At 45.4% G+C, this 24,822-nt stretch carries 24 protein-coding genes; 16 read left to right on the top strand and 8 right to left on the bottom strand.

Translation table 11 applies throughout. From position 1 onward, the window contains the following. Positions 1-71 precede the first annotated feature (71 nt). From nrdR to pgpA, 8 genes are all read left to right on the top strand, one after another. Positions 72-521 (top strand): transcriptional regulator NrdR, encoded by a 450-nt coding sequence (gene nrdR / locus R7O13_RS17640; RefSeq protein ID WP_005381578.1) that lies wholly within the window; start codon positions 72-74, stop codon positions 519-521. Between the two features lie 7 nt (positions 522-528). Further along, positions 529-1,656 (top strand): bifunctional diaminohydroxyphosphoribosylaminopyrimidine deaminase/5-amino-6-(5-phosphoribosylamino)uracil reductase RibD, encoded by a 1,128-nt coding sequence (ribD, locus tag R7O13_RS17635; protein WP_318304348.1) that lies wholly within the window; start codon positions 529-531, stop codon positions 1,654-1,656. Positions 1,657-1,664: 8 nt separating this feature from the next. Beyond that, entirely contained in the window at positions 1,665-2,318 is a 654-nt protein-coding gene (locus R7O13_RS17630; protein WP_005383626.1) for a riboflavin synthase, read from the top strand. A 173-nt stretch (positions 2,319-2,491) separates the two neighbouring features. Continuing rightward, complete coding sequence (gene ribBA, locus R7O13_RS17625; RefSeq protein WP_005381573.1) at positions 2,492-3,601, top strand: bifunctional 3,4-dihydroxy-2-butanone-4-phosphate synthase/GTP cyclohydrolase II; 1,110 nt, start codon at positions 2,492-2,494, stop codon at positions 3,599-3,601. A gap of 169 nt (positions 3,602-3,770) precedes the next feature. Further along, on the top strand, positions 3,771-4,241 hold the full coding sequence (gene ribE, locus R7O13_RS17620) for a 6,7-dimethyl-8-ribityllumazine synthase (RefSeq protein ID WP_005381572.1): 471 nt from the start codon (positions 3,771-3,773) through the stop codon (positions 4,239-4,241). After that, positions 4,241-4,708 carry a transcription antitermination factor NusB gene (nusB, locus tag R7O13_RS17615; RefSeq protein WP_005381571.1) on the top strand — a complete coding sequence of 156 codons (468 nt, stop codon included), beginning with the start codon at positions 4,241-4,243 and terminating at the stop codon, positions 4,706-4,708. Before ribE ends, nusB begins: the two co-directional genes overlap by 1 nt. Before the next feature lie 78 nt (positions 4,709-4,786). Beyond that, the gene (thiL, locus tag R7O13_RS17610; protein WP_005381570.1) at positions 4,787-5,752 is read left to right on the top strand and encodes a thiamine-phosphate kinase; all 966 of its coding nucleotides are present in this window, start codon (positions 4,787-4,789) and stop codon (positions 5,750-5,752) included. Between the two features lie 91 nt (positions 5,753-5,843). Next, positions 5,844-6,350 carry a phosphatidylglycerophosphatase A gene (pgpA, locus tag R7O13_RS17605; RefSeq protein ID WP_031780838.1) on the top strand — a complete coding sequence of 169 codons (507 nt, stop codon included), beginning with the start codon at positions 5,844-5,846 and terminating at the stop codon, positions 6,348-6,350. Positions 6,351-6,399: 49 nt separating this feature from the next. On the opposite strand, the gene dxs is transcribed toward pgpA, so the two are convergent. The 3 genes from dxs to xseB are packed head-to-tail and all read right to left on the bottom strand — an operon-like array spanning position 6,400 to position 9,434. Beyond that, positions 6,400-8,265, bottom strand: coding sequence for a 1-deoxy-D-xylulose-5-phosphate synthase (dxs, locus tag R7O13_RS17600; RefSeq protein ID WP_318132294.1), 1,866 nt, complete (start codon positions 8,263-8,265; stop codon positions 6,400-6,402). Positions 8,266-8,285: 20 nt separating this feature from the next. Continuing rightward, positions 8,286-9,170 carry a (2E,6E)-farnesyl diphosphate synthase gene (gene ispA / locus R7O13_RS17595; RefSeq protein ID WP_005383621.1) on the bottom strand — a complete coding sequence of 295 codons (885 nt, stop codon included), beginning with the start codon at positions 9,168-9,170 and terminating at the stop codon, positions 8,286-8,288. A gap of 21 nt (positions 9,171-9,191) precedes the next feature. Next, positions 9,192-9,434, bottom strand: a complete 243-nt coding sequence (xseB, locus tag R7O13_RS17590; RefSeq protein ID WP_005381566.1) for an exodeoxyribonuclease VII small subunit — start codon at positions 9,432-9,434, stop codon at positions 9,192-9,194. A gap of 263 nt (positions 9,435-9,697) precedes the next feature. On the opposite strand from xseB, the gene pomA reads away from it, so the two are divergent. From pomA to rlmM, 7 genes are all read left to right on the top strand, one after another. Continuing rightward, positions 9,698-10,459, top strand: a complete 762-nt coding sequence (pomA, locus tag R7O13_RS17585) for a flagellar motor protein PomA (RefSeq protein ID WP_005381564.1) — start codon at positions 9,698-9,700, stop codon at positions 10,457-10,459. Positions 10,460-10,473: 14 nt separating this feature from the next. Beyond that, complete coding sequence (locus R7O13_RS17580) at positions 10,474-11,421, top strand: flagellar motor protein MotB (protein WP_005383619.1); 948 nt, start codon at positions 10,474-10,476, stop codon at positions 11,419-11,421. Between the two features lie 211 nt (positions 11,422-11,632). After that, positions 11,633-13,081: a tRNA uracil 4-sulfurtransferase ThiI gene (gene thiI, locus R7O13_RS17575; protein ID WP_005383617.1), complete on the top strand. Its 1,449-nt coding sequence runs from the start codon at positions 11,633-11,635 to the stop codon at positions 13,079-13,081. 510 nt (positions 13,082-13,591) lie between these two features. Beyond that, a complete protein-coding gene (locus tag R7O13_RS17570; RefSeq protein ID WP_005383616.1) occupies positions 13,592-14,512 on the top strand; it encodes a transcriptional regulator GcvA in 921 nt (306 codons plus the stop codon). Further along, on the top strand, positions 14,493-15,116 hold the full coding sequence (locus R7O13_RS17565; protein WP_154204797.1) for an alpha/beta fold hydrolase: 624 nt from the start codon (positions 14,493-14,495) through the stop codon (positions 15,114-15,116). Before R7O13_RS17570 ends, R7O13_RS17565 begins: the two co-directional genes overlap by 20 nt. Beyond that, positions 15,106-15,504: a DUF423 domain-containing protein gene (locus R7O13_RS17560; protein WP_154204796.1), complete on the top strand. Its 399-nt coding sequence runs from the start codon at positions 15,106-15,108 to the stop codon at positions 15,502-15,504. Before R7O13_RS17565 ends, R7O13_RS17560 begins: the two co-directional genes overlap by 11 nt. Next, positions 15,501-16,592, top strand: coding sequence for a 23S rRNA (cytidine(2498)-2'-O)-methyltransferase RlmM (rlmM, locus tag R7O13_RS17555; protein ID WP_017820611.1), 1,092 nt, complete (start codon positions 15,501-15,503; stop codon positions 16,590-16,592). Before R7O13_RS17560 ends, rlmM begins: the two co-directional genes overlap by 4 nt. 108 nt (positions 16,593-16,700) lie before the next feature. Here rlmM and xni read toward each other — a convergent pair whose 3' ends face one another. The 5 genes from xni to queF form a co-directional block, all read right to left on the bottom strand. Continuing rightward, complete coding sequence (gene xni, locus R7O13_RS17550; RefSeq protein WP_005381982.1) at positions 16,701-17,483, bottom strand: flap endonuclease Xni; 783 nt, start codon at positions 17,481-17,483, stop codon at positions 16,701-16,703. 59 nt (positions 17,484-17,542) lie between these two features. Continuing rightward, entirely contained in the window at positions 17,543-18,919 is a 1,377-nt protein-coding gene (gene ppnN / locus R7O13_RS17545; RefSeq protein ID WP_318304343.1) for a nucleotide 5'-monophosphate nucleosidase PpnN, read from the bottom strand. A 291-nt stretch (positions 18,920-19,210) separates the two neighbouring features. Continuing rightward, the gene (locus R7O13_RS17540) at positions 19,211-20,776 is read right to left on the bottom strand and encodes a sensor domain-containing diguanylate cyclase (RefSeq protein ID WP_005381978.1); all 1,566 of its coding nucleotides are present in this window, start codon (positions 20,774-20,776) and stop codon (positions 19,211-19,213) included. Positions 20,777-20,874: 98 nt separating this feature from the next. After that, complete coding sequence (locus tag R7O13_RS17535; RefSeq protein ID WP_017635678.1) at positions 20,875-23,157, bottom strand: tetratricopeptide repeat protein; 2,283 nt, start codon at positions 23,155-23,157, stop codon at positions 20,875-20,877. Between the two features lie 164 nt (positions 23,158-23,321). Then, positions 23,322-24,167, bottom strand: a complete 846-nt coding sequence (queF, locus tag R7O13_RS17530; protein ID WP_318304341.1) for an NADPH-dependent 7-cyano-7-deazaguanine reductase QueF — start codon at positions 24,165-24,167, stop codon at positions 23,322-23,324. Between the two features lie 108 nt (positions 24,168-24,275). Between queF and syd the strand changes: the two genes are divergently transcribed. Further along, positions 24,276-24,821 carry a SecY-interacting protein gene (gene syd / locus R7O13_RS17525; protein WP_213868800.1) on the top strand — a complete coding sequence of 182 codons (546 nt, stop codon included), beginning with the start codon at positions 24,276-24,278 and terminating at the stop codon, positions 24,819-24,821. Position 24,822: the final 1 nt, after the last annotated feature.

Below are 24,822 nucleotides of genomic sequence, written 5' to 3'. Positions count from 1 at the left end.
CCGTATAACCATGAACGCGTGGTTATCCGTGATTGCTCATGAGGTTATTTTGGTATAGATATGGAGGTGATATGCATTGTCCTTTTTGTTCCGAGAACGATACCAAAGTTATTGATTCCCGCTTAGTGGCTGATGGCCATCAAGTTCGACGTCGCCGTCAGTGCTTGGCGTGTAGCGAGCGTTTCACTACGTTTGAAAGCGCAGAGTTAGTGATGCCTAAAGTGATCAAATCGAATGGCAACCGTGAACCATTTGATGAAGATAAAATGGTTGGCGGTATTCAACGCGCTTTAGAGAAACGCCCAGTGAGTGCCGATTCTATAGAGTTAGCGATCAGTATGATCAAATCACAACTGCGTGCGACGGGTGAGCGAGAGGTTCCGAGTGAAATGATTGGTAATTTAGTCATGGACCAGCTCAAAGAGCTCGATAAGGTGGCTTACATTCGTTTCGCTTCCGTTTACCGAAGCTTTGAAGATATTCGCGAGTTTGGCGAAGAGATTGCCCGCCTAGAAGACTGAGTAGCTCATGACTCAACACACTCCTGAAAGAGCGTTTTCTGATTTAGATTTCGCCATGATGTCACGAGCTATTAAGTTAGCGAAACGTGGCATTTATACCACCGCCCCTAATCCAAATGTAGGGTGTGTCATCGTTCGTGATGAAGAAATTGTCGGTGAAGGCTATCACCATCGTGCTGGTGAGCCGCATGCCGAAGTGCACGCGATGCGCATGGCGGGTGAAAAAGCGGTTGGTGCAACCGCTTATGTGACGCTAGAACCTTGCTCTCATTACGGCCGTACACCGCCATGTGCCGAAGGGCTGATTAAAGCCAAAGTGGCACGTGTGGTTTGCGCCATGGTAGACCCAAACCCGAAAGTTGCAGGTCGCGGCATCCAGATGTTGCGTGATGCCGGAGTTGAAGTACAAATCGGCTTGTTAGAGCAAGATGCCCTTGCCCTTAACCCTGGTTTTATAAAGTACATGCGCACAGGCATGCCGTTTGTTCAATTAAAAATGGCAGCCAGTTTGGATGGGCAAAGCGCACTCAATAATGGTCAGAGCCAATGGATCACCTCCCCAGCGGCCCGCCAAGATGTGCAGCGTTATCGAGCAATGAGTGGTGGCATTCTTTCTACTAGCAAAACGGTGATTGATGATAATGCATCACTCAATGTGCGCTGGGATGACTTACCTAATAGTGTTCAAGCGCAGTATTTACAAGAAGAGCTTCGTCAACCAGTACGTGTAATCTTAGACCGTCAGAACCATTTAACTGATGCGCTCAAGCTGTTCCATACCGATGGAGAACGAGTTATTGTTCGCTCTGATGGAGACTGTATCCCTCTATTGGACAGCGCTGACCAAATTGACTTATCAACGACATTAAAACGTATCTCTGATGAGCACCATATCAATCACTTATGGGTTGAAGCTGGAGCTACGCTAGCGAGTGCGATGATAAAGGCTAATCTTGTAGATGAGCTCATTGTTTACCTTGCGCCAAAACTCATGGGCAGCGATGGTCGGGGGCTTATCGGTGCTTTAGGGTTAAGCGCTATGGCTGACGTCATAGATTTAAACATTACAGACGTTCGTATGGTTGGGGTAGACATTCGCATCACCGCCACCATAAAACGTAATGAAATTAGATAAGAAATAGTATGTTTACAGGAATAGTAGAAGCAGTGGGCAAGTTAGCTGCGATTACGCCGAAGGGCGAAGACATCACCGTCACGGTTGAAACGGGTACGCTTGATATGTCAGACGTTAAGTTAGGCGATAGCATTGCGACCAATGGTGTTTGCTTAACGGTAGTTGACTTCGGAAGCCACTATTACAGTGCTGATCTGTCATTAGAAACCTTGAAGAAAACTGGGTTTGCTGATTACCAAGTAGGCGATAAGGTGAATCTAGAAAAAGCCATGTTGCCAACAACGCGATTGGGTGGACATATCGTTTCTGGCCATGTCGATGGGGTTGGTGAAATTGTCGAACGCAATTCAGTTGGCCGTGCGATAGAGTTTTGGGTTGCAATGCCTGCGGAAATTAGCAAGTACGTTGCAGAGAAAGGCTCGATTACTGTTGATGGTATTAGCCTAACCGTCAACGACTTACGTAAAAATGCTTTTAAGCTGACGATCGTTCCTCATACGAGTGAAGAAACTACGATTGACCAGTTTCAAGTGGGGCGCAAAGTCAACTTAGAAGTTGATGTACTTGCGCGTTATATGGAGCGTTTACTGCAAGGACAACAAGAAGATAAGGCCGAGTCTCGTATCACGATGGACTTTTTACAGCAAAACGGTTTTGCATAAGTCTTGGGAGTGGCTGCGTGAGGCATGCGATAAAGAGCAGACTCACAGAACACCGCGAGATTCATTGACTTGCTTAATGCAAAGCTCAAACTATTGACCTAACTAGCATTCACTGCAACGTAATTTTTCATTGCTGTCGCAATAACAAATTTAGAATAACGGGATAACAGACTATGCCAATCAGTACGCCACAAGAAATTATTGATGATATTCGCGCAGGCAAAATGGTCATCCTAATGGATGATGAAGACCGCGAGAATGAAGGTGACTTGATCATGGCTGCCGAGCATATTACGCCGGAAGCCATCAACTTTATGGCAACCTATGGCCGTGGCCTGATTTGTTTAACCATGACCAAAGATCGTTGCGAAAGTCTAGGTCTGCCACCAATGGTGCAAGACAATAATGCGCAATACACCACCAACTTTACTGTTTCGATTGAGGCAGCAGAAGGGGTAACGACTGGTATTTCAGCCGCAGATCGCGCACGTACCGTTCAAGCAGCAGTCGCGCCAAACGCTAAAGCTGCGGATTTGGTGCAGCCTGGTCACATCTTCCCTCTCGCAGCTCAAGACGGCGGTGTACTGACTCGCGCAGGTCACACTGAAGCTGGCTGTGATTTGGCTCGTCTTGCTGGTTTAGAGCCAGCATCGGTGATTGTTGAGATCTTAAATGACGACGGCACCATGGCTCGTCGCCCAGATCTAGAGATCTTTGCAGAGAAGCACGGTATTAAATTGGGCACTATTGCCGACCTAATTGAGTACCGCAATAACACTGAGACAACGATTGAACGTGTGGCAGAGTGCAAGCTACCGACAGAGTTTGGCGAGTTCACGTTAGTCACGTACAAAGACACCATTGATAACCAAGTGCACTACGCAATGTGCAAGGGCGATTTGAAAGAAAAAGCGCCACTGGTTCGCGTTCATCTTCAAGACGTTTTTACCGACTTACTACGTAGCGATCGTAATGCAGAGCGCAGCTGGACACTAGATAAGGCAATGAAACGCATTGGTGAAGAGGGCGGTGTACTGGTTGTTCTTGGCCATGAAGAATCGACCGATCTACTTATTCATCGCGTGAAGATGTTCGAAGCGCAAGACAAAGGTGAAGCACCAACGCTTGCTAAAAAACAAGGCACGTCTCGCCGTGTTGGCGTTGGTTCACAGATTCTTGCGGATCTCGGTGTACATGATATGCGTCTTCTGTCATCGACCAACAAAAAGTACCACGCGTTAGGTGGTTTTGGTCTGAACGTTGTTGAGTACGTCTGCGAGTAACAACCGAACAATAAGTTCCTAGTCTTTGACGTGCTTAACTCGTCAATGGCTAGGAACCAGTGATTTGCCTCCAATTTCCATTAGATATTGCTCACAAATTTGTGCTAGAATCCGGCGATTCTCACTTGATGAACATATTTCACTTATAAATAGAGTTAAAGGAAAGCTTATGAAAGTGATCGAGGGTGGCTTCCCAGCGCCAAATGCAAAAATTGCTATCGTTATTTCTCGTTTCAACAGTTTTATTAACGAAAGCCTACTTTCTGGTGCGATCGATACACTAAAGCGTCACGGACAAGTAAGCGAAGACAACATCACGGTTGTGCGTTGTCCAGGTGCCGTAGAACTACCTCTAGTAGCTCAGCGTGTTGCTAAAACTGGCAAATTCGACGCTATTGTTTCTCTAGGGTCTGTTATTCGCGGTGGAACGCCTCACTTTGACTATGTTTGTAGTGAAATGAACAAAGGTCTAGCACAAGTGTCTATGGAATTCAGCATTCCAGTAGCATTTGGTGTTTTGACTGTTGATACGATCGATCAAGCGATTGAACGCGCAGGAACCAAGGCTGGTAATAAAGGTGCAGAGGCTGCACTAAGCGCACTTGAAATGATTAATGTACTATCTGAAATTGATTCCTAATGGGGGCCAGTGTGAAACCAGCCGCACGTCGTAACGCACGTCAATTCGCTCTACAGGCGATCTACTCATGGCAAATTACTAAAGAGAATGTTGCCAAGATTGAAGAACAGTTTTTGTCTGGCGACAAATACGATGAAGAAGAACTTCATGCATCTGAGCCAGCGCTTGCTGCTCCAGAGACAGACGTAGCTTACTTCCGTGAACTATTAAGCGGTGTTGTACTTAGCCACGCTGAGCTAGATAGCAAAATTCGTCCATACATCTCTCGTCCTATGCAGGATTTAGATATGATGGAACTTGCTCTTCTTCGCCTTGCTATGTACGAGATGACTCGTCGCGAAGATGTTCCTTACAAAGTTGTTATCAATGAAGCGATTGAACTTGCAAAAGTTTTCGCAGCAGAAGATAGCCACAAGTTTGTGAATGGTGTACTTGATAAAGCAGCACCTCACATTCGTAAGAAATAACGATTTCTTCAATGAAAAGGTCAGCACATGCTGACCTTTTTTGTATCAAAAGCTTTTACATCAAAAAGTAAGTGAATTATGTCTGGTGAATTTAATCTGATAGACAAGTACTTCGTCGGTCGTCAGAGCCAACGTAAAGATGTCCATCTAGCCGCTGGTGATGATTGTGCTTTGGTCAAAGCGCCAGCTAATGTTCAGATTGCGATTAGCACGGATACATTGGTAGCTGGAACGCATTTCTTAGCCGACGCGAACCCAGCATGGGTCGCACACAAAGCATTGGCTTCTAACATCAGTGATTTGGCGGCGATGGGCGCAACGCCTGCGTGGGTGAGCTTTGCATTAACGATGCCTGAGCCAGATGAAGAATGGCTTGCTCCTTTCTGTGATGCATTTTTCGAACTGGCTGATTACTATGGTATTCAGTTAATAGGCGGTGATACCACCAAAGGGCCATTGTGTCTGACACTCACGGTGCAAGGTTTTGTACCTGAAGACAAAGCGCTCACGCGATCCGGCGCAAAGCCTGGGGATTGGGTATATGTAACGGGAAACCTTGGCGATGCAAAAGCTGGCTTGGATGTGATTCTAGATGACTCTCTGCGCAGCAGAGCCGGCGCGGAAGCACTAGAGCGAGCTCATTACCTTAGTTCTCCGCGTGTGCTTGCTGGACAAGCTCTTGTTGGCTTAGCCTCGTCGGCGATAGATATTTCAGATGGTTTAATCTCTGATATTAAGCACATTTTACAGCGATCTCAGGTTGGGGTTAGTATTGATGTCTCTCAGCTACCGATCTCTTCAGAATTAGTTCAGTTTTTAGATGATAAGATCAGCGCGCAGCAGTATGCTTTAGCAAGTGGCGAAGAATACGAGTTGTGTTTTACCGTGCCGGAGCAAAATCGAGGCTCGTTACAAAGCGCTTTATCTCATACTGGCTGTAAGGTCACATGTATTGGTCAAATCCGACCAAATGGAACCTTCGAGCTGCATGATAACAATCAACCACTTGATTGGGACTTAAGTGGCTTCGACCACTTTAAATGATCTAAGCTAAGCTCTAGCCAAGAGCCTGTTATTATTGAGCAACTCACAGGCATGACGATTGAAACCAAACTAGCAGTATAGGTTTAAGGATATGACCAACCCTCTTTCTCTGATTTCATTAAAGAACCCGTGGCATCTATTGGCGACGGGTTTTGGCAGTGGATTATCCCCGTTTATCCCTGGAACAATGGGCACACTGGCGGCCGTGCCTTTCTTTTTGTTGTTGGCACAATTACCATTTACGGCGTATGTCATTGTTGTTCTGATTTCGTGTGTGATCGGCATTCAAATATGCCAAGTGACCTCTGCAGACATGAAGGTACATGATCATGGTTCAATCGTATGGGATGAGTTTGCAGGCTTTTGGATTACGATGAGCATTGTACCTGCACTGAATATTCCACTCACTGAATGGAAGTGGTTGATCACTGGCTTCATCTTATTTCGTTTTTTCGATATGGTAAAACCTTGGCCAATTGGGTGGCTAGATAAGCGAGTTCACGGTGGGCTGGGTATTATGGTTGATGATATCGTGGCGGGAGTTATGGCCGGTGTTGCCCTGTTTCTAGTCGCAAAATATGCGGGCTGGATGAATTAAACGTTGACCGTAAAAAAAGGGATGCTATGAGCATCCCTTTTTTTACATTCTATTTTGCTAAATAATCCAAGATGGATTTTTCAATTCCTTTTGCATCGAGACCAAGCTCTTCATGCAGTTCATCTTGTGTTCCCTGATGAATAAACTCATCTGGTAAACCTAGGTTCAACACAGGTTTAATGATTTTATCTTTCATCATGAACTCAACGACACCAGCACCAGCACCACCCGCGATAACATTTTCTTCTAACGTCACGAGCACGTCATGATCTGTGGCTAATTGACGAATTAATGCTTCATCGAGCGGCTTCACAAAGCGCATATCAGCAACAGTGGCGTTAAGGTATTCTGCCGCTTCTAGCGCGTTACCCAAGAAAGTACCAAAGTTCAGAATAGCAACTTTTTCACCTTGGCGAACCATGCGCCCTTTACCGATTTCTAACGCCGTAAACTCAGTTTCGATTTCTACGCCCATGCCGCTACCACGAGGGTATCGAACCGCACTCGGGCCAGAATGCTTATGGCCAGTGTAAAGCATTTGTCGGCACTCGTTTTCGTCGCTTGGCGCCATGATCACCATGTTCGGAATACAGCGCATAAAGCTTAGATCGAACGCACCTTGGTGAGTTTGACCATCTGCGCCAACGAGACCTGCGCGGTCGATAGCGAACATTACTGGTAAGTCCATGATCGCGATGTCGTGGATCAATTGGTCATAACCACGTTGCAAGAAAGTCGAATAGATAGCAACGATTGGATGATCGCCCGCAATTGCCATGCCTGTTGCCAGTGTTACAGCGTGCTGCTCAGCAATCGCCACATCAAAGTATTGGTCTGGGTACTCTTTTGAGAAACGCACCATACCCGAGCCTTCGCGCATCGCTGGCGTAATTGCCATTAGCTTAGGATCTTGGGCCGCCATGTCACATAAAAAGTCACCGAAGATCTTTGAGTAAGTTGGCTTACCGCCACTGCTCTTCGGCAGACAATTATGCGTTGGATCGAATTTAGGAACACCATGGTAGCCGATAGGATCTTTCTCGGCAGGCTCATAACCTTTGCCTTTCTTGGTCATGATGTGTAGGAACTGAGGACCTTTGAGCTCACGCATATTTTTCAGCGTTTTGACGAGTTCATTGACGTCGTGCCCATCAATCGGGCCAATGTAATTAAAGCCGAACTCTTCGAACAGAGTACCAGGCACTACCATGCCTTTCAGGTGCTCTTCCGTACGGCGAACCAACTCTTTAATAGGTGGAACACCAGACAGCACTTTTTTACCGCCTTCACGGATAGAAGTGTACAAGCTACCAGAAAGTACCTTCGCAAGGTGGTTATTCAGGGCGCCGACGTTTTCTGAAATCGACATTTCGTTGTCGTTCAAAATCACCAACATATCAGGATGAACGTCGCCAGCGTGGTTCATGGCTTCGAATGCCATGCCTGCTGTAATTGCGCCATCGCCAATCACACTGATGACTTTGCGACCTTTACCTTCTTTTTGTGCGCTGATGGCCATGCCAAGACCTGCACTAATCGATGTCGAAGAGTGGCCGACAGATAAGGTGTCATATTCACTTTCTTCACGCCAAGGGAAAGGGTGTAGACCATCCTTTTGGCGAATTGTTGGCATTTTATCGCGACGTCCGGTGAGGATTTTATGCGGGTAAGCCTGATGACCAACATCCCAGATCAATTTGTCGATAGGGGTGTTGTAAACATAATGCAGAGCGACAGTTAGCTCTACGGTGCCTAAGCCAGACGCTAAGTGTCCGCTAGATTGGCTCACTGAATTTAGCAGATACGTTCGCAGTTCATCACACAGATTTGGTAATGTTTCTTTCGGAAGAAGACGTAATTCTTCCGGTGTATTTGCTAACGCCAGTGTTGGGTACTTTGAAATATCAAGAGTCATATAAATGCGCGCTTATAGTGTTAATTTTTGCGCTCGATGACATATCGGGCGAACTCTTCGAGTAACTGAGTATTGTATGGGATAGCTTCCAATGCTTGAAGTGCTTCCTGTAACAGAGTGTGAGCTTTCTCTATGGCTCCCTCTAAACCCAGCAGGGAAGGATAAGTGCTCTTATTCAGACCTTGGTCGGAACCTTGAGGCTTACCCAGTGTTTCTGTGTCACTGATGATATCAAGAATATCGTCTTGAACCTGAAACGCCAAACCAATTGCTTTTGAGTAGCGCTCCAAGTGAGGTAGAACCTCGATACCTTTCTCACCAGCAGCTAATGCACCTAATTTTACCGCACAATCAATCAGAGCTCCGGTTTTTTTACGGTGTATCTCTTCCATTTCTTCAAGAGAAACTTGGCGATTTTCCGCGCCTAAATCTAAGGCTTGCCCTACACACATGCCGCTGGCACCAGAGGAATGCGCTAATGCTTTGATCATGTTGATGCGTTGAGCTTCTGCCGCCGGGCTTAATTGACCATCAGCAATAATAGTGAAGGCAAGAGTTTGTAGTGCGTCACCTGTCAGTATTGCGGTTGCTTCATCAAACTTAATATGACAAGTTGGTTGACCTCGACGCAGTTCATCATCGTCCATGGCTGGCAGATCATCATGAATGAGTGAGTAGGCATGTATACATTCGATAGCAGCGGCGGGGGTGTCTAAGTCTTCAGGTTTACAGCCGAGCATTTGACCTGTGATGTAAACAAGAAAAGGGCGAACGCGTTTTCCACCTAGCAAAAGGCCGTATTTCATTGCTTGAATCAATGGCTGCTCTTGATATGGAAGCTGATCGAGCCACAAATTCAATTGCTGATTGTTTCTTTGTTGAAAAGACGTCAATGTCTGTTGCATCACATTGCTCACTACTGATTGTTATTCTGAATCTGGTTTGAAGTCACTCAGTGGTGCTTCATCATCTTCACTAAGAAGAATACTCACGCGCTGTTCGGCGTCGCTTAATTTAGTTTGGCCTGCACGAGCTAAGGCAATGCCTCGTTCAAACTTACGCAGGGCATCATCTAGAGCAAGATCGCCATTTTCTAATTGATCAACCAAGCTATCAAGCTCTTCAATGGTTGCTTCAAAGGTCATGTTTTCTGGTTTCTTGACCGCCATCTTTTTTCTGCCTTAATCAAGCCTCGGGTAAGATGCACGAAAGTTACCTTAGCCTAGTAACTTGGTCAAATTTAACCTTATATAATTGTCACAAAATTAGCGTTCAACGAGTCTAAGCGGTGAAACCCCATATTTTGGTTGAGGTTGTTAGGTGTAATTTGTGATCCATTAGCTAAGATTTTTCTAAAAATTCTGCGCGAGTTGTCGATACAGGTAATAATCCGCCCAATGGCAGTATTTGAGTATAGCGTGAGGAGTGCTTTGTGGATTTAGCAACCCTATTAGGTTTGATTGGTGGTTTTGCATTCGTCATTATGGCGATGGTGCTTGGTGGCAGCATCGGCATGTTTGTCGATGTCACGTCGATCCTTATTGTCGTTGGTGGCTCAATATTCGTCGTGTTGATGAAGTTCACAATGGGACAGTTTTTTGGTGCGACAAAGATTGCTGGCAAAGCCTTCATGTTTAAAGCGGATGAACCCGAAGACCTGATCGCAAAAATTGTGGAAATGGCCGACGCGGCGCGTAAAGGTGGTTTTCTTGCTCTTGAAGAGATGGAAATAAACAACACATTCATGCAGAAAGGCATTGATCTACTGGTTGATGGCCATGATGCCGACGTTGTGAGAGCGGCACTCAAAAAAGACATCGCGCTTACGGATGAACGACATACGCAAGGAACTGGTGTATTTCGCGCCTTTGGCGACGTTGCTCCTGCAATGGGAATGATTGGCACCTTGGTTGGTCTTGTTGCGATGCTTTCAAACATGGATGACCCTAAAGCGATTGGACCAGCAATGGCCGTTGCACTCTTGACCACATTGTATGGCGCGATCCTGTCCAATATGGTGTTTTTCCCTATTGCGGATAAGCTTTCTCTTCGCCGTGACCAAGAAACGCTAAATCGCCGTTTGATCATGGATGGCGTATTAGCGATTCAAGATGGCCAAAACCCGCGAGTGATCGATAGTTACTTGAAGAACTACCTCAATGAAGGTAAACGTGCCCTTGAGATTGACGAGTAACTTGGAGAGTCGTGATGGATGATGAAGATAACAAATGCGATTGTCCGCCACCTGGCCTCCCGTTATGGATGGGGACATTCGCAGATTTGATGTCGCTGCTGATGTGTTTCTTTGTTCTTCTGCTCTCGTTTTCTGAGATGGATGTACTGAAGTTCAAACAAATTGCAGGATCAATGAAATTTGCCTTCGGTGTGCAAAATCAGCTTGAAGTGAAAGACATTCCCAAAGGCACTAGCATTATTGCCCAAGAGTTTCGACCGGGTAGGCCGGAACCTACTCCGATTGATGTTATCATGCAGCAAACCATGGACATCACTCAGCAGACGCTTGAATTCCATGAAGGAGAGTCTGATCGAGCTGGTGGCACAAAACGTGATGAAGGCAAGTTAACGGGTGGGCAATCGCCAGAAACGTCAACTCAAAACAATGAGTCTGCCGAAGCGGACATGCAACAACAGCAATCTAAAGAGATGTCGCAAGAGATGGAAACCTTGATGGAAAGCATCAAGAAAGCCTTAGAACGAGAGATTGAACAAGGCGCCATTGAAGTTGAAAACCTCGGTCAGCAGATTGTTATACGTATGCGTGAAAAAGGTGCATTCCCAGAAGGTTCGGCCTTCTTGCAGCCTAAGTTTCGCCCTTTAGTTCGTCAGATTGCAGAGCTAGTAAAAGATGTGCCAGGCATTGTTCGAGTATCTGGCCATACAGACAATCGACCGCTAGATTCGGAGCTTTATCGTTCTAACTGGGATCTCTCTTCTCAGCGCGCAGTATCAGTCGCGCAAGAGATGGAGAAAGTGAGAGGCTTCTCTCATCAACGTTTAAGAGTACGAGGCATGGCGGATACTGAGCCCTTGTTACCGAATGATTCTGATGACAATCGCGCACTTAACCGACGGGTTGAAATCAGCATTATGCAAGGCGAGCCTCTCTACAGCGAAGAAGTGCCGGTAATTCAATAACTAGGCTTTAGTTTTAAGTCAGTAAAGAGATAAGAAAGCGAGCAGATTGCTCGCTTTTTTTGTTTTTCCAATCCGCTTGGGTGTATAATCTTGCGCCTTAAAAGTGAGCTCAGACTACTTTTTGTGACTGAAACGCGGTTTTACTGCGTATGAAGTATTGAAGTTGAGTGTCACTCTTTGTTGATTGCGAAACTAACCTGCGAATTAGACTATGAAATTTATTGTAAAGCCCCATCCAGAAATTTTTGTAAAAAGTGAATCTGTGCGTAAGCGCTTCACAAAGATTTTAGAGTGCAACATTCGTAACATCATTAAGAGCCGCACGGAGTCTGTCGCGGTATTTAACCGTCGTGATCACATTGAAGTGACCTCTGAGAGTAACGAATTCCACGCTGAAGTTCTTGAGGTTTTGACTCATACACCAGGCATTCACCACGTACTGGAAGTGAAGCAAACTGAATTTAAAGACTTGCACGATATCTTCGAGCAAGTGCTAGAACTCAACCGTGCTGCACTCGAAAATAAAACCTTTGTTGTACGTGCAAAGCGTCGTGGCAAGCATGACTTTACCTCTATTGAACTAGAGCGTTATGTAGGCGGTGGTTTAAATCAAGCGATTGAAAGCGCTAGTGTTAAGCTACGAAACCCAGACGTGACGATCAAGGTAGAAGTCTCGAACGACAAGCTAAACCAAGTGTTGTCTCGTCATAAAGGCCTAGGTGGTTTCCCACTGGGTACGCAAGAAGACGTGTTAAGCCTGATCTCGGGTGGTTTCGACTCTGGTGTTTCAAGCTATCTTCATATCAAGCGTGGTTCAAAAGTACATTACTGCTTCTTTAACTTAGGTGGTCCAGCACACGAAATCGGCGTTAAGCAGGTTTCTCACTACCTATGGAACAAATACGGTTCTTCAGCAAAAGTACGTTTTATCTCAGTTGATTTCGAGCCTGTGGTTGCGGAAATCCTAGAGAAAGTCGATGACGGCCAAATGGGCGTGATCTTGAAGCGTATGTTCATGCGTGCAGCAGGCATGATCGCTCAGAAGATGAAGATCGAAGCATTGGTAACAGGTGAAGCGCTAGGTCAAGTATCGAGCCAAACGCTAACCAATCTACGCCACATCGACAACGTAACAGACACGCTGATTCTGCGTCCGCTTATCAACTGGGATAAAGAAGACATTATCAATCTAGCACGTGAAATCGGCACAGAAGATTTCGCGAAGACAATGCCAGAATACTGTGGTGTTATCTCTAAGAAGCCAACCGTGAAAGCGGTGAAAGGCAAGCTAGAAGCTGAAGAAGAGAAATTCGACTTTAGTATCCTTGAGCAAGTGGTTCAAGAAGCTCGCATGATGGACATTCGTGATATCGCGAAAGAGTCTGAGCAAGCCGCACCAGAAGTAGAGCAAGTTCAAGCGGTAGAAGAGCACGCGGTTGTGCTAGATATTCGTAGTCCTGAAGAGGAAGACGATAACCCACTTGAAATCGAAGGTGTGGATGTGAAACATATCCCTTTCTACAAGCTGGGTACACAGTTTGGTGACTTAGACCAGTCTAAGACATACTTACTTTACTGTGACCGCGGTGTGATGAGCCGTCTGCAAGCGCTTTACTTGCAAGAGCAAGGCTTCAGCAACGTAAAAGTTTACCGTCCATAGCTGACTGATAAAATACGTTAAAAGGCGCAAATTGAGACATCAATTTGCGCCTTTTTTGTTTTTGATCGCGTTACAGACAACCATTACTTAGCATAATGTTGAGGCTTATCGCAAAGCCATACACTTTGTGTTGATATAACGATAATTAATCCGAAAGAAGAGTAATAAAGTGATATTGCTGCCAGATATGCGGATGAGATTTTTGATAGATAAAAAAACACCGCCTAATTTAGGCGGTGTAACAAATTTGACAGACAGGTCAAAAATAAATACAGGAAGTATATGTTTTGTCACAGGGAGTGTGGACAAAACATTATGGTAGAAATCTACCTAACTCGAAATACGAGTTTGCAAACACAACATCGCAACAACGAAGCCAATTGATTTCCAAAGAAATCAAGCCGTTCAGGCCCGTGTTGCGGGGTGAAATATAGAATTTATCTGGCTGTTCGACAACGGACATTTTATAATGTTTCAGATTAAAAAAACTAATCCTATTAGAGGTCCCATATGTCTCGCAGATTGCCTCCATTAAATTCGCTTCGAGTCTTCGAAGCGGCTGCTCGTCATCTCAGTTTTACACGAGCAGCAGAAGAGTTATTTGTTACTCAAGCCGCGGTCAGTCACCAGATTAAAGCGCTTGAAGAGTTCTTATCATTGAAGCTCTTCCGTCGACGTAATCGTTCTTTGTTGTTAACAGAAGAAGGCCAAAGTTACTTTCTCGATATCAAAGATATTTTCACCTCGATTGCGGAAGCGACAGATAAGGTGTTGGAACGTAGCGAAAAAGGGGCATTGACGATTAGCCTACCGCCGAGTTTTGCTATCCAATGGCTTGTACCTCGTTTGGCCGATTTTAATGCTCAAGAGCCCGATATCGATGTACGTATTAAAGCCGTAGATATGGATGAAGGCTCACTGACTGATGATGTTGATGTGGCGATCTACTATGGCCGTGGGAACTGGCCAGGTTTGCGAGCAGATAAATTGTACCAAGAGTTTTTGATCCCACTTTGTTCACCTTCATTACTTTTGGGTAACAAACCATTAGAATCTTTAAGTGACCTCAAATTACATACTTTGTTACACGATACTTCGCGTAAAGACTGGAAGCAGTTTGCTCGTCATTACAACATTGAAGGCATCAACGTAAACCACGGTCCTATTTTTAGTCACTCAACGATGGTGCTACAGGCTGCTGCGCACGGTCAGGGGGTCGCGCTCGGTAACAACGTACTCGCCAAACCTGAAATGGAAGCCGGGCGACTCATTGCACCATTCGACGAGGTGTTGATATCTAAGAATGCATTCTATGTGGTGTGTCATGAACAGCAGGCAGATATGGGCCGAATCGCAACGTTTAGAGATTGGATGTTAGCAACCGCGAGAAAAGAACAAGAGGAAGTATTGGATGAATCACTGGATAGCTGAGGGACCTGAAAACGGACCGCTGTTTATTTTTGCTCACGGCGCAGGTGCGGGGATGGAGCATGACTTCATGACAGCGGTCGCCAAAGGATTAGTGGAGCAAGGTATTCGTGTAGTGCGTTTTAATTTCCCTTACATGGTGAAACGTTCGGAAGATGGCAAAAAGCGTCCGCCCGATCGCGCGCCAAAGTTGCTCGAAGCATACAGCGAAGTGATCGCTCACTTTACTTCTTCTCCCGTGGTTATTGGTGGTAAGTCAATGGGCGGTCGTATGTCGAGCTTGTTGGCTGAAAATGAGCTGGTGGCGGGCATTGCCTGTTTAGGGTTTCCATTTCACCCGCCGGGAAAGCCAGAGAAATACAAAGGCGAGCACTTAGCAACCATTGAGAAACCTACGCTGATTCTGCAAGGGGAACGAGACACCTTTGGTAAGCGTGAGGAATTCGATGATTTCGTCCTTTCGTCACAAGTAACGGTGAGCTTTTTACCTGATGGTGACCACAGCTTCAAACCGCGCAAGATCTCAGGTCATACTGAAGTGGGTAACATTGCACTCGTGATAGAGCAGTTAGCGGCGTTTATAAAAGAGGTGTACAGTGAAAAGTAAGTGGTTACTCTCATTCTCTGGTTTTTCTGGGCTGCTTTCGGTCGCTCTTGGAGCATTTGCTGCTCATGGGCTAAAAGCGACACTGGCCCCTTATTTGCTCGGTGTATTTGAGACCGGAGTTCTGTATCAATTTATTCACACGTTGGCGATTGTGTTTTGTGCCATTCTGCTTCTGCTCAATTTGGGACAAAAAGCACAAAAATATTTTTTCATTGCGGCGATTTGCTTTATTATCGGCATCTTTTGTTTTAGCGGCAGTCTTTACGCGCTGGCGCTGACGGGCATTAAGTGGTTTGGGCCAATTACTCCTGTGGGAGGATTACTGTTCATGATTGGTTGGTGTCTGTTCTTTTTTGCTGCGTTCAATATCAAAGAGGTCTCCAAGTGAAACAACTAATGCTCTATTGCCGTTCTGGCTTTGAGAAAGAGTGTGCTGGTGAAATTCAGGACAAAGCGACACAGTTGGAAGTGTATGGCTTCCCTCGTGTGAAGAGAAACTCAGGTTATGTTGTCTTCGAGTGTTACCAAGATGGAGATGCCGACAAACTTGCGAGAGGTTTAGACTTTAAGTCTTTAATTTTTGCTCGACAAATGTTTGCGGTAGCAGCTGAGTTTCAATCGTTGCCAAGTGATGACCGCATTAGTCCAATTTTGAATGAACTAGCAGACATTGAAGCATTCCCTCGTTGTGGTGATTTGAGAATTGAAACGCCAGATACAAATGAAGCGAAAGAGCTACTGAAATTCTGCCGTAAGTTTACCGTCCCAATGCGTCAAGCGTTGCGCGGCAAAGGCTTAATGCTGAACAAAGATAACGCGAAAAAACCAGTACTGCACATTTGCTTTGTTGAGCCTGGCCACTGTTACGTTGGTTACTCTTACACTGACAACAACTCACAGTTCTTCATGGGTATCCCTCGCCTTAAATTCCCAGCAGACGCTCCAAGTCGTTCAACACTTAAACTGGAAGAAGCATTTCATGTCTTTATTCCACGTGAAGAGTGGGATGAGCGTTTAGCACCAGGTATGTGGGGTGTGGATTTAGGTGCATGTCCAGGCGGTTGGACGTACCAATTAGTGAAGCGCTCAATGTTCGTTCACTGCGTTGATAACGGCATGATGGCAGACAGTTTGATGGAAACTGGCCAGATCAAACACCATATGGTGGATGGCTTTAAGTTCGAACCAGACCGCAAGAACGTAACATGGATTGTTTGTGACATGGTGGAAAAGCCAGCTCGTGTTGCTCACCTGATGGGACAGTGGCTGTTAAAAGGTTGGGCAAAAGAGGCTATCTTTAACCTTAAGCTGCCAATGAAAGGGCGTTATGACGAAGTGCTGCAAGACCTTGAAAATCTGAAGCAGTTCCTCATTGATAATAAGGTAAAGTTCAAGCTACAAGCTAAACATTTGTATCATGATCGTGAAGAAATCACGATTCATATCCAATGTCTGTCGAATATTTCACCTTACTAACTTTATTCCCTGAGTCTTTTGGGGATAGTGATTAGAATAGAAAAAGCGCCTTCAAATGGCGCTTTTTTAATATCTGAGGGTTTCATGGTGTGAAACTACCATCGGGCACTACTCCGCTTTGTTTGGCCCTAAAAAGCGAATATCTTGCAAGTTAAAGCCTAGTTCTATATCGCACTTTAAAGCGGCGACGCGTTTACATAAACGAGCAGACTCAATGTGCTCATCCAATTTTTTACGGTATTTCGGTACGAGATCTTCACTAGCGTAGGCAGCTTCAATACTCTCAAACTGAGTGAGAATCTCTTTCGCTGCTTTCGGGCCAATTCCAGGTACGCCCGGAACCTGGCTAGAGCTTATCCCTGTCAATCCCCAGTAATCCGCTAGTTGACTTGGTTTTACGCCGAACTCTTTTTCGATAAATGGTTCATCTAACCAACGATGTTGGAAATAATCACGGATTTGTAGGGTAGGGGAAAGTAGCTGGCAGTAACCTTTGTCAGTCGAAACGATGGTGACTTTTTCACCATGGCTGGCCACTTTCGTTGCGAGTGTAGCAACCAAATCATCTGCTTCATCGCCTTCAGACAGCAATGAATCAATACCTTGCTCCCACCACGCTTGTTGAATCGCATCTAACCCTTGCAGTAGTGGCAGAGGCATTGGTTTTCGGTTTTGCTTATAGTCAGGGAGAATTTCAGCGCGCCAACCTCTGTCTTGTTCGTGGTGATCAAAAACTGCGATGATGTGTGTCGGGTTGGCCTCTGACAGAATGCGAGTGAGGGTTCTTTGCGTTGTGGTTATGGTTCTTGCTATGTCGGTTGGATCTGGTTGTGCTGAGTGCACTCGGCGGATCAGGTTTAGGGCATCAATGATAACAAGATGAATAGACATAATGACTTAGCAATAAAAAAAGGGGCGTAATGCCCCTAGTGTAACGAATGCTAGCCTGACTATCGACCACCAATTTCCGGGTGAGCGATTCGATAACACGGTTCGTAGTCTGAACCGCCAGGTAATTTCATTCGGTGCTGTTCGACAAAGTCTTTTAGCAACTTATCGAGTTTTTTCATGAGGACTGCGTCTCCATGAATGGTGAAAGGCCCTCTACGTTCTATTTCTCGAATACCTTCAGCCTTTACGTTACCTGCCACTATGCCAGAGAAGGCTTGACGCAAGTTGGCCGCTAAAACTTGCGGTTCTTGAGCTAGGCTTAAATCCAATTGTTCCATCGACTCATGAGTAGGTTCAAATGGCAGTTGGAAGTTGGGCTCAATTTTCAATGACCAGTTAAAGCTGTACGCATCGCCTTTCTCTTTTCGGTGAAGGCGTACCGAGTCCATGGAGCGTTTCATAATACGAGCGACTTCTGCCGGGTCGTCAATGATGATCTCGTAGTGCTTTTGCCCTTCCTCACCAAGTGTGTCGCGAATGAACTCATCAATAGAGCGGAAGTACTCTTCACTTTCTTTTGGTCCTGTTAATACGATAGGCATTGGCTGATCGGCGTTATCCGGGTGCATCATGATGCCAAGAATGTACAGTAGCTCTTCCGCTGTGCCCGGGCCACCTGGGAAAATAACGATACCATGAGCCATACGGACGAAAGCTTCCAAGCGCTTTTCGATGTCGGGCATGATGACCAGCTCATTTACTATTGGGTTTGGTGGCTCGGCCGCAATAATCGAGGGTTCGGTTAAACCAAGATAACGTTGCTGAGTATAACGTTGCTTTGCGTGCCCAATTGCTGCACCTTTCATCGGCCCTTCCATTGCACCAGGGCCGCAACCTGTGCAGATGTTAAGTTCACGCAGGCCCAGTTCGTTACCCACTTCACGTGTGTACTGATACTCCACTCCATTGATAGAGTGACCACCCCAACATACGACAAGATTCGGTGCGATACCTGGAGTTAATGCTCTGGCATTACGAAGAATGCCGAACACGAGGTTCGTAATGTGAATTGGGTTAGTAAGGTTGAGCCGCTGGGCGTCTGCCAAATGCATGTTTACGTAAACGATATCACGCAATACGGAGAACAGATGCTCTTGGATACCTTTAATTATTTCGCCGTCAACAAAAGCGTGCTCTGGCGGATTAGTCAGCTCAAGCTTAATACCACGCTCACGACGCACGACGTTGACATCAAACGATTGGTATTTATCGAGCAGTTCTTTCGAGTTGTCGGTATGGCTACCGGAGTTCAACACCGCTAATGTGCAATTACGGTACAGCTGATAAAGTTCACTCGAGGCTGTGTTCTTTAAGCGCTCTACTTCTAGTTGAGATAGCAAGTCCATGCTACCAGCGGGGCTTATATGGGTAATCATAACGCCTCCTTGTGTTGCATTAATTTGAGGGAAAGTACCAACTTACCTTTTTGGTGTTATACGTATGGTTTGATGAAAGGTAGTTGGCCGATTTGGTTTTATGGTTATCAACTCCCAAGCAACCTCAAGATGATACATTTGCCTTTTATAAATACATCATCTTGAAGTGACTTGGGTTTTTACAGCTTAGCAGACTAAAAGGGAAGAAATGTGATAACTCGTTGAAAATGGGTGGTTATAAAGCGAAGATTGCACCAAACTTGGTTTGTTTGCTCGCTTTTTGTACGAATCTTAGCTCCAGTTAAGCTGGTTTGTTCCACGTTTTTTAGCGTCCGCAAGCATCTTGCCAAGACGATCGAGCACATACTCTGGCGTATCGGACTCTTTGAAAGACGTCGATACAGCAGCTAAGGTAATCATGATATTTTGCTCACGGAACTTAAAGGGTAATTGGCTAATATCACGCTGGATATGCTTAATAAGATCCAGTGTGTATTCTTCAGATTGTTCCGGGACGAGTAGAATGAACTCCTCGCCACCAAAGCGAGCCACTGTTTCCGTTTCTGATACGCGCTTGTTAATAGTACGAGCGATGATCTTCAGCGCTTTATCGCCAGCCGTATAACCATAGCTATCATTCACCGCTTTGAAATTGTCTACATCAAACAGCACAACACGAAGGTTTTGCTGAGAGCGAATCCAACGGCGATACTCTAGCTCTAGTCGATCGTTAAATGCAGTGCGGTTATAAACTTTAGTCAGCGGGTCGAGCAACATACGCTGAGCTTGGTCATCTAAGCGTCGACGATAATCTTGCGTAGTTTCAAATACCGCTTCGAGTTGGTTCTTACTGTAACTTAACCGCTCTTGCAGCGCTTGCTCTCGCTCTTCCGTCATTTTCAGTCGCTCTGTCAGCGACGCCATTTTTTCGAGAAGAGGCGTGATTTCTTTTTTCACAACCGCGATATCTTGAGCTTGATTAAGTGACTTTTGGCTCAATTCAACCAAGCTGTTCATTTCTGTGTTGAGCTCTTGGCGGTGTTCAAAGTAGGTATGATGCTGGTCGACGTTTTGATGAACGGTTTTTAGGTTACTTGCGAGAGAAGTGTTCAGCTGATCAAGGAATTGGCTAGACGCCTCGCGCTCGAACTTTGTTGCTTCGACAACCAGTTTCAGCGTTGAGAGCGTAAGCTCAATGAGAGACTCGGCACTCACGCCAAGGAGCAACTTAGCGCGAATATCCAGCAATCTATCGCCTGATTCTCCCTCGAAATCCAGCTCTGTAATAGTATGTTGAAGGTCGCTGGCCAAGCATTCAAGTTGAGATCTGTCAGGATTGTTTTCAAATTCACTAAGATGTAGACGTGAATTAGACGTGATGATTTTCAGAGCGCGTTCGTAAATACTCAGTAGCTTAGTGGCTTGATCAGCTTTATTGCTGGCGTGAACTTCAGAGAAACTCATCAGGTTCCGTAGTTCACGTTTTAACTGCGCAGGTAAGCCCGTGACACGTTGCAGTGTTTCACCACTGTGCTTGATTTGTTCGTCAAGGTAACCGTTCTGTTTATCCATCGTCTTCGACTGCTGTTTGAGCATCCTCTCTAATACCGCTAAACGCGGGATAAGAGTGCTGATATCTTTTTGATGTTGCAGCTCTTGTTGGATTTCAAATAGGTAGTTGGATACCTGAGTATTCGAACCCTGGCAAGCTGAAGACAATGATGCCACAACGCGTTTAAGAACTTGTTGTTCACGTTTGAATTTGAGTGAAGTATCACGATGAGTCAGTCTGAGTTGGTCAAGTTGACAACTCAGCTGATGCAGCTGCGACTGAATATCGGATTCCAAGATTCCCATGAAGTGACTACGGTTAAGTCCATGTACTACTGACAATTATCTGATAATAACAAAAAACTTTATAGCGTCATTAGTTATTACGTTCAACAGGCGTTTAATTATCCATTTTTTAATATTTTCTTGATGTCGTCCTCATTCTTGTAGGACGAATGGATCTTGATCAGGCCTTGGCTAATGGCATGTTGACAGGCAGTTCTTATGTTACCTGTTGCAAAGCTAGCAGCAGGCGCATTATCGATGGCTTTTAAGAACACCCAGTGGCTTTGCTTATCCTTCAAGCTGACTTCTCGTGCGATGTGAGTCGCAAGCAACAACAGATCGAGTAATTCCTCATCGTTAATTGCAGTGTAGGCTCGGGGTAAGAACGGATAATCGCTGATGCCCATACGAATAATACGATTGACGTTGTGCTGCTGAGCGAACTCATCCACCCAAGTCTGGAATTTTTCGAACATGACTTCGGCAGAAGCATCACGGTCAGCGTTCGGTTCTATGTAGAGTAAGTTCGCATCTGAGAAATGGTAAAGACGCGACGGTTTTTCTATTTTTTCCGCAAGGAAGTCGCCAAATGCACGTTCTAGTTCTAGACCTGCCTTATAGCCGTTATGGACGTACATGCTTCGTAAGAATGGCAAATCGATCATAACAAAGCGTAGGCGATCATTAAGTGGTTCGTGGATCAATTCACCCATTTGCCATTGCTCGAAAGTTTCGCTCGACTTTTTCAATGAGCGAGAAAGCTTAACATTCAGCATACGCAAGTTACGTAAACGAGAGCGAGAGTGGGTGAAGAGGTCGTTACGCAGTTTTTCGATTTCACTTGCTTGGCGCTGCATAATGACACCACGGCGCATAATGAACAAAAACATGACCAATACAGTAATAAACAATGCAAATGAGATTTTCTGGAATTTACGATGCTCTCTTTCCACTTGCTCTAAGCGTTCTGATTGACCGATGTAATGGATGGTTTGTTCGGCAAATTCTTTTTGCTGACGGAACGCATCCTCACTGATTTGGTTAAGCTGCTTTTGTTCTAGACGAACGAGGTTTGTGTATTTTTTATAAGCTTGCAGAGAAAGTTTGTATTCGCCTGCCTGCTCGTAACCCAACCCAAGTAAACGGTATGACTGCTGCTTAATGAAGTTGTTATTTTCAGGTGACTTTTCAGCAAGCGCTAACGCCAGCTTTGCGTTAGTAATGACGTCTTTACTGTCATTTTGATGATAAGCCAGACCTGACTGAAGCAGGGCAGCCTTTGCTTCAAGCTTAGGAATATTGGTGTATTCTAAAAGCTCTTTAGAGCGGTCTAAGTACTGCTCTGCTAGCGCGTAGTTATAGAGTTGTAGGTAGGTAGCCGCCAAGCTTAAGCGAATTTTAATGATTCTATTGATGTTCTTACTGGTACTTTCATGGTCAAGCACGTTGAAGTAATGCACTAACGCAAGGTTAAACTTACCCTGATAAAAGTAGATGTCGCCCATTTGCTCTAGGACGTCCGCTAGGATCGGAGAGCTAGGGTAAGAGTCATAAAAATCTGCGGCTTGAGATAAGTATTCGATCGCTTTGTCGTACACTCGTCGCTCCTGGAAGAGCCTAGCCAAAAGGCGATTCACTTTTGCTAACCTTGCACCACTGTTACTTTCAATAGATTGCCAATAACCGTATAGCAGTTCTGACAAAGCCAAATTGTATTTCTTGCTATTGAGGTAAAACTCGCCGACGGCTGTGTAGTAGTCGATCAAGGCTAACTCAGAGCGGCTATCGTCAAGCATGGTCTTTGCTTCAGAGTACAAGTTTTCCGCTTTAATGATATCGCCACTATGTGAAGCGAGGAGTGCTCTTTGCATCACTAGTCGGTAGCGAACACTGTCGGTGCGTTGTAATACGGCATCGGCTTCATCGAGCTGTTGTTCAATTTGGTTAAGCGTGTCTTCCGCTTTTGAGTAGTTTTCGTCGTACATCCAAATCATTTGGTTGCGCATCAGCTGGAGATCTAAGTCCATGTACGGCAATTGATATTCTTGCGCTAAGCGTTCCGCTTTATTTAGGTGCTCGATAGCCGAACGAACATTACCCATGGCGTAATCTGCCTGAGCGATAATCTTGTGCGCTTCGATGGTGCTGCTTGGTGTGCGAACGCTACGATCTGTTTCGTCGCGAGACATGGCTGAAGGGCTGTCACTTTCTTTGCGTTCTGTTAGTTCACGCTGTGACAAATAGTTGGTTGCCGCTTGTTTTGCTTGTGATGGCTCTATTTCCGCCAATTGTTGTGCTTCGTTGAGTAACGCGGACGATAAAATGGTTGCATGAAGTGGCTGTACAAACAGCAAGCAAAGAAAGCCAATCAATTTGAATAGACGCGAACTGTCCCAAAACATCCTTTCGTTCCCTCGAACTGTTTTTAGATATGGCGATAACGGTGAAAAGCCTCAATTAGCCGTTTAAATACGGGTTGAAGCCATTTGATATAGTAACATGCTTGGACAATAAAAACGTCCGGCAACCCTTTAGATTGCCGAACTTATTTCTGTTGCCTATGCGCTTACTGACGAGCCATACGGTGATTGTGAGCTGGCTTATCTTGTTCCGTTGAGCGGTAAGGGTTGATATCCAAGCCTCCACGGCGCGTATAGCGGGCAAATACGGTCAGTTTGCTTGGTTGGCAGTATTTCATTAGATCCGTAAAAATACGTTCTACACACTGTTCGTGGAACTCATTGTGCTCGCGGAAAGACACTAAGTAACGTAACAGCTTCTCACGATCTATTTTTGCGCCTTGGTAGCGAATTTCTACACTGCCCCAGTCGGGTTGGTTAGTGATCAAACAGTTTGATTTCAATAGGTGGCTATGTAGCACCTCTTCAACTTGTATTTCACCTGCCGCACCTTCAAGCAAATCGGCATCAAAATCGTAACTGGTGATGTCAATGTCTTGGTTATCTATACATTCACCGTCCATTGTCACGATAGGTTGATTGGTATAGTGGGTCACTGGATTCACCTCAACCAGCACCTTTTCACCTGCGCATTCAGAAAGGTCTTGTGTTAAACGCTCAGTCACTTCTTCCCAGCTTGCAAAGCGGGTTTGGTTATAGCTGTTTAAGTACAGTTTGAAAGACTTCGATTCAATCAAGTTTGCGCTGGTGGCTGGAATGTATACTTCGCCAACGGCCACTTGTGGTAAACCTTTACTATTTAACCAAGACAGTTCGTACAGCGTCCAAATGTCGTGCCCCATGAAAGGCAGAGTATCGCCTAACTGGAGGTCATCTCGGTTCAGGCTGCGAGGGACTGGTTGCAGCAAGCTTGGGTCATACTGGTTCGCATACTCGGTCGTTTTACCTAGTGTTAAGCCAGCAAGCTCTTTAGCGTCAGAATATTTGCTCATACTTTGTGGTCGTTTTCGATTAGAATGGCGAGAATTTTACTGAATCCGCTGGTCAATTGCCATCCGGCAAGTACGGCTATCTGATAAATAAGGAATGAGGAGACCTTCATGACCCAAAACGTTACTCAGGCGCTACAAGAGTTCAGCCTGCGCTACCAACAAGCTTGGCAAGCTAAGCACAATGAGTTGCCAAGCAGTGAAGAGCTTGCAGAGCTTGTTTCTCCTTGTGTCGAAGAGAAGCGTGATGGAAAGGTGCTTTGGAAAGCGGTCGCACGTGATGAAATTGCCGATTTCACCAATGTGGAAAATGCGATTGAGTTGTCACTGCAAGATGATGTTAAAGCCTTTTATGGTTCTCAATACTGCGCCGATATGGAGGCAACTTGGCAAGGTAATTCGTTGACGCTGCTGCAAGTCTGGAGCGATGACGATTTCGTGCGTCTACAAGAAAATATTCTTGGTCATTTGGTGACGCAGCGCCGCTTGAAACTTAAACCAACAGTATTTATCGCAGCGACAGATGAGGAAATGGATGTGATTTCTATTTGTAACCTCACTGGCAATGTGATTCTAGAGCGTTTGGGTACCTCTAAACGTGATGTATTGGCAGATTCATTGGTTGAGTTCTTGAATAAGTTAGAGGCTGCCGTCTAAG

It is taken from the genome of Vibrio sp. Y176 (assembly GCF_033438945.1).
Note: the sequence above shows the minus strand (reverse complement) of the source record. Positions and strands in the feature narration are given on the sequence as shown.

Excerpts from the sequence above, each read along its gene's own strand:
- xseB (WP_005381566.1), bottom strand. The coding sequence starts at position 9,434 with ATGGCGGTCAAGAAACCAGAAAACATGACCTTTGAAGCAACCATTGAA.
- ribBA (WP_005381573.1), top strand. The coding sequence starts at position 2,492 with ATGCCAATCAGTACGCCACAAGAAATTATTGATGATATTCGCGCAGGC.
- dxs (WP_318132294.1), bottom strand. The coding sequence starts at position 8,265 with ATGACTCTTGATATTTCAAAGTACCCAACACTGGCGTTAGCAAATACA.
- R7O13_RS17535 (WP_017635678.1), bottom strand. The coding sequence starts at position 23,157 with ATGTTTTGGGACAGTTCGCGTCTATTCAAATTGATTGGCTTTCTTTGC.
- nusB (WP_005381571.1), top strand. The coding sequence starts at position 4,241 with ATGGGGGCCAGTGTGAAACCAGCCGCACGTCGTAACGCACGTCAATTC.
- ribE (WP_005381572.1), top strand. The coding sequence starts at position 3,771 with ATGAAAGTGATCGAGGGTGGCTTCCCAGCGCCAAATGCAAAAATTGCT.
- thiL (WP_005381570.1), top strand. The coding sequence starts at position 4,787 with ATGTCTGGTGAATTTAATCTGATAGACAAGTACTTCGTCGGTCGTCAG.
- queF (WP_318304341.1), bottom strand. The coding sequence starts at position 24,167 with ATGAGCAAATATTCTGACGCTAAAGAGCTTGCTGGCTTAACACTAGGT.
- ribD (WP_318304348.1), top strand. The coding sequence starts at position 529 with ATGACTCAACACACTCCTGAAAGAGCGTTTTCTGATTTAGATTTCGCC.
- syd (WP_213868800.1), top strand. The coding sequence starts at position 24,276 with ATGACCCAAAACGTTACTCAGGCGCTACAAGAGTTCAGCCTGCGCTAC.
- thiI (WP_005383617.1), top strand. The coding sequence starts at position 11,633 with ATGAAATTTATTGTAAAGCCCCATCCAGAAATTTTTGTAAAAAGTGAA.
- R7O13_RS17630 (WP_005383626.1), top strand. The coding sequence starts at position 1,665 with ATGTTTACAGGAATAGTAGAAGCAGTGGGCAAGTTAGCTGCGATTACG.
- R7O13_RS17580 (WP_005383619.1), top strand. The coding sequence starts at position 10,474 with ATGGATGATGAAGATAACAAATGCGATTGTCCGCCACCTGGCCTCCCG.
- xni (WP_005381982.1), bottom strand. The coding sequence starts at position 17,483 with ATGTCTATTCATCTTGTTATCATTGATGCCCTAAACCTGATCCGCCGA.
- nrdR (WP_005381578.1), top strand. The coding sequence starts at position 72 with ATGCATTGTCCTTTTTGTTCCGAGAACGATACCAAAGTTATTGATTCC.
- R7O13_RS17540 (WP_005381978.1), bottom strand. The coding sequence starts at position 20,776 with ATGGGAATCTTGGAATCCGATATTCAGTCGCAGCTGCATCAGCTGAGT.
- R7O13_RS17570 (WP_005383616.1), top strand. The coding sequence starts at position 13,592 with ATGTCTCGCAGATTGCCTCCATTAAATTCGCTTCGAGTCTTCGAAGCG.
- R7O13_RS17565 (WP_154204797.1), top strand. The coding sequence starts at position 14,493 with ATGAATCACTGGATAGCTGAGGGACCTGAAAACGGACCGCTGTTTATT.
- pgpA (WP_031780838.1), top strand. The coding sequence starts at position 5,844 with ATGACCAACCCTCTTTCTCTGATTTCATTAAAGAACCCGTGGCATCTA.
- ispA (WP_005383621.1), bottom strand. The coding sequence starts at position 9,170 with ATGCAACAGACATTGACGTCTTTTCAACAAAGAAACAATCAGCAATTG.
- ppnN (WP_318304343.1), bottom strand. The coding sequence starts at position 18,919 with ATGATTACCCATATAAGCCCCGCTGGTAGCATGGACTTGCTATCTCAA.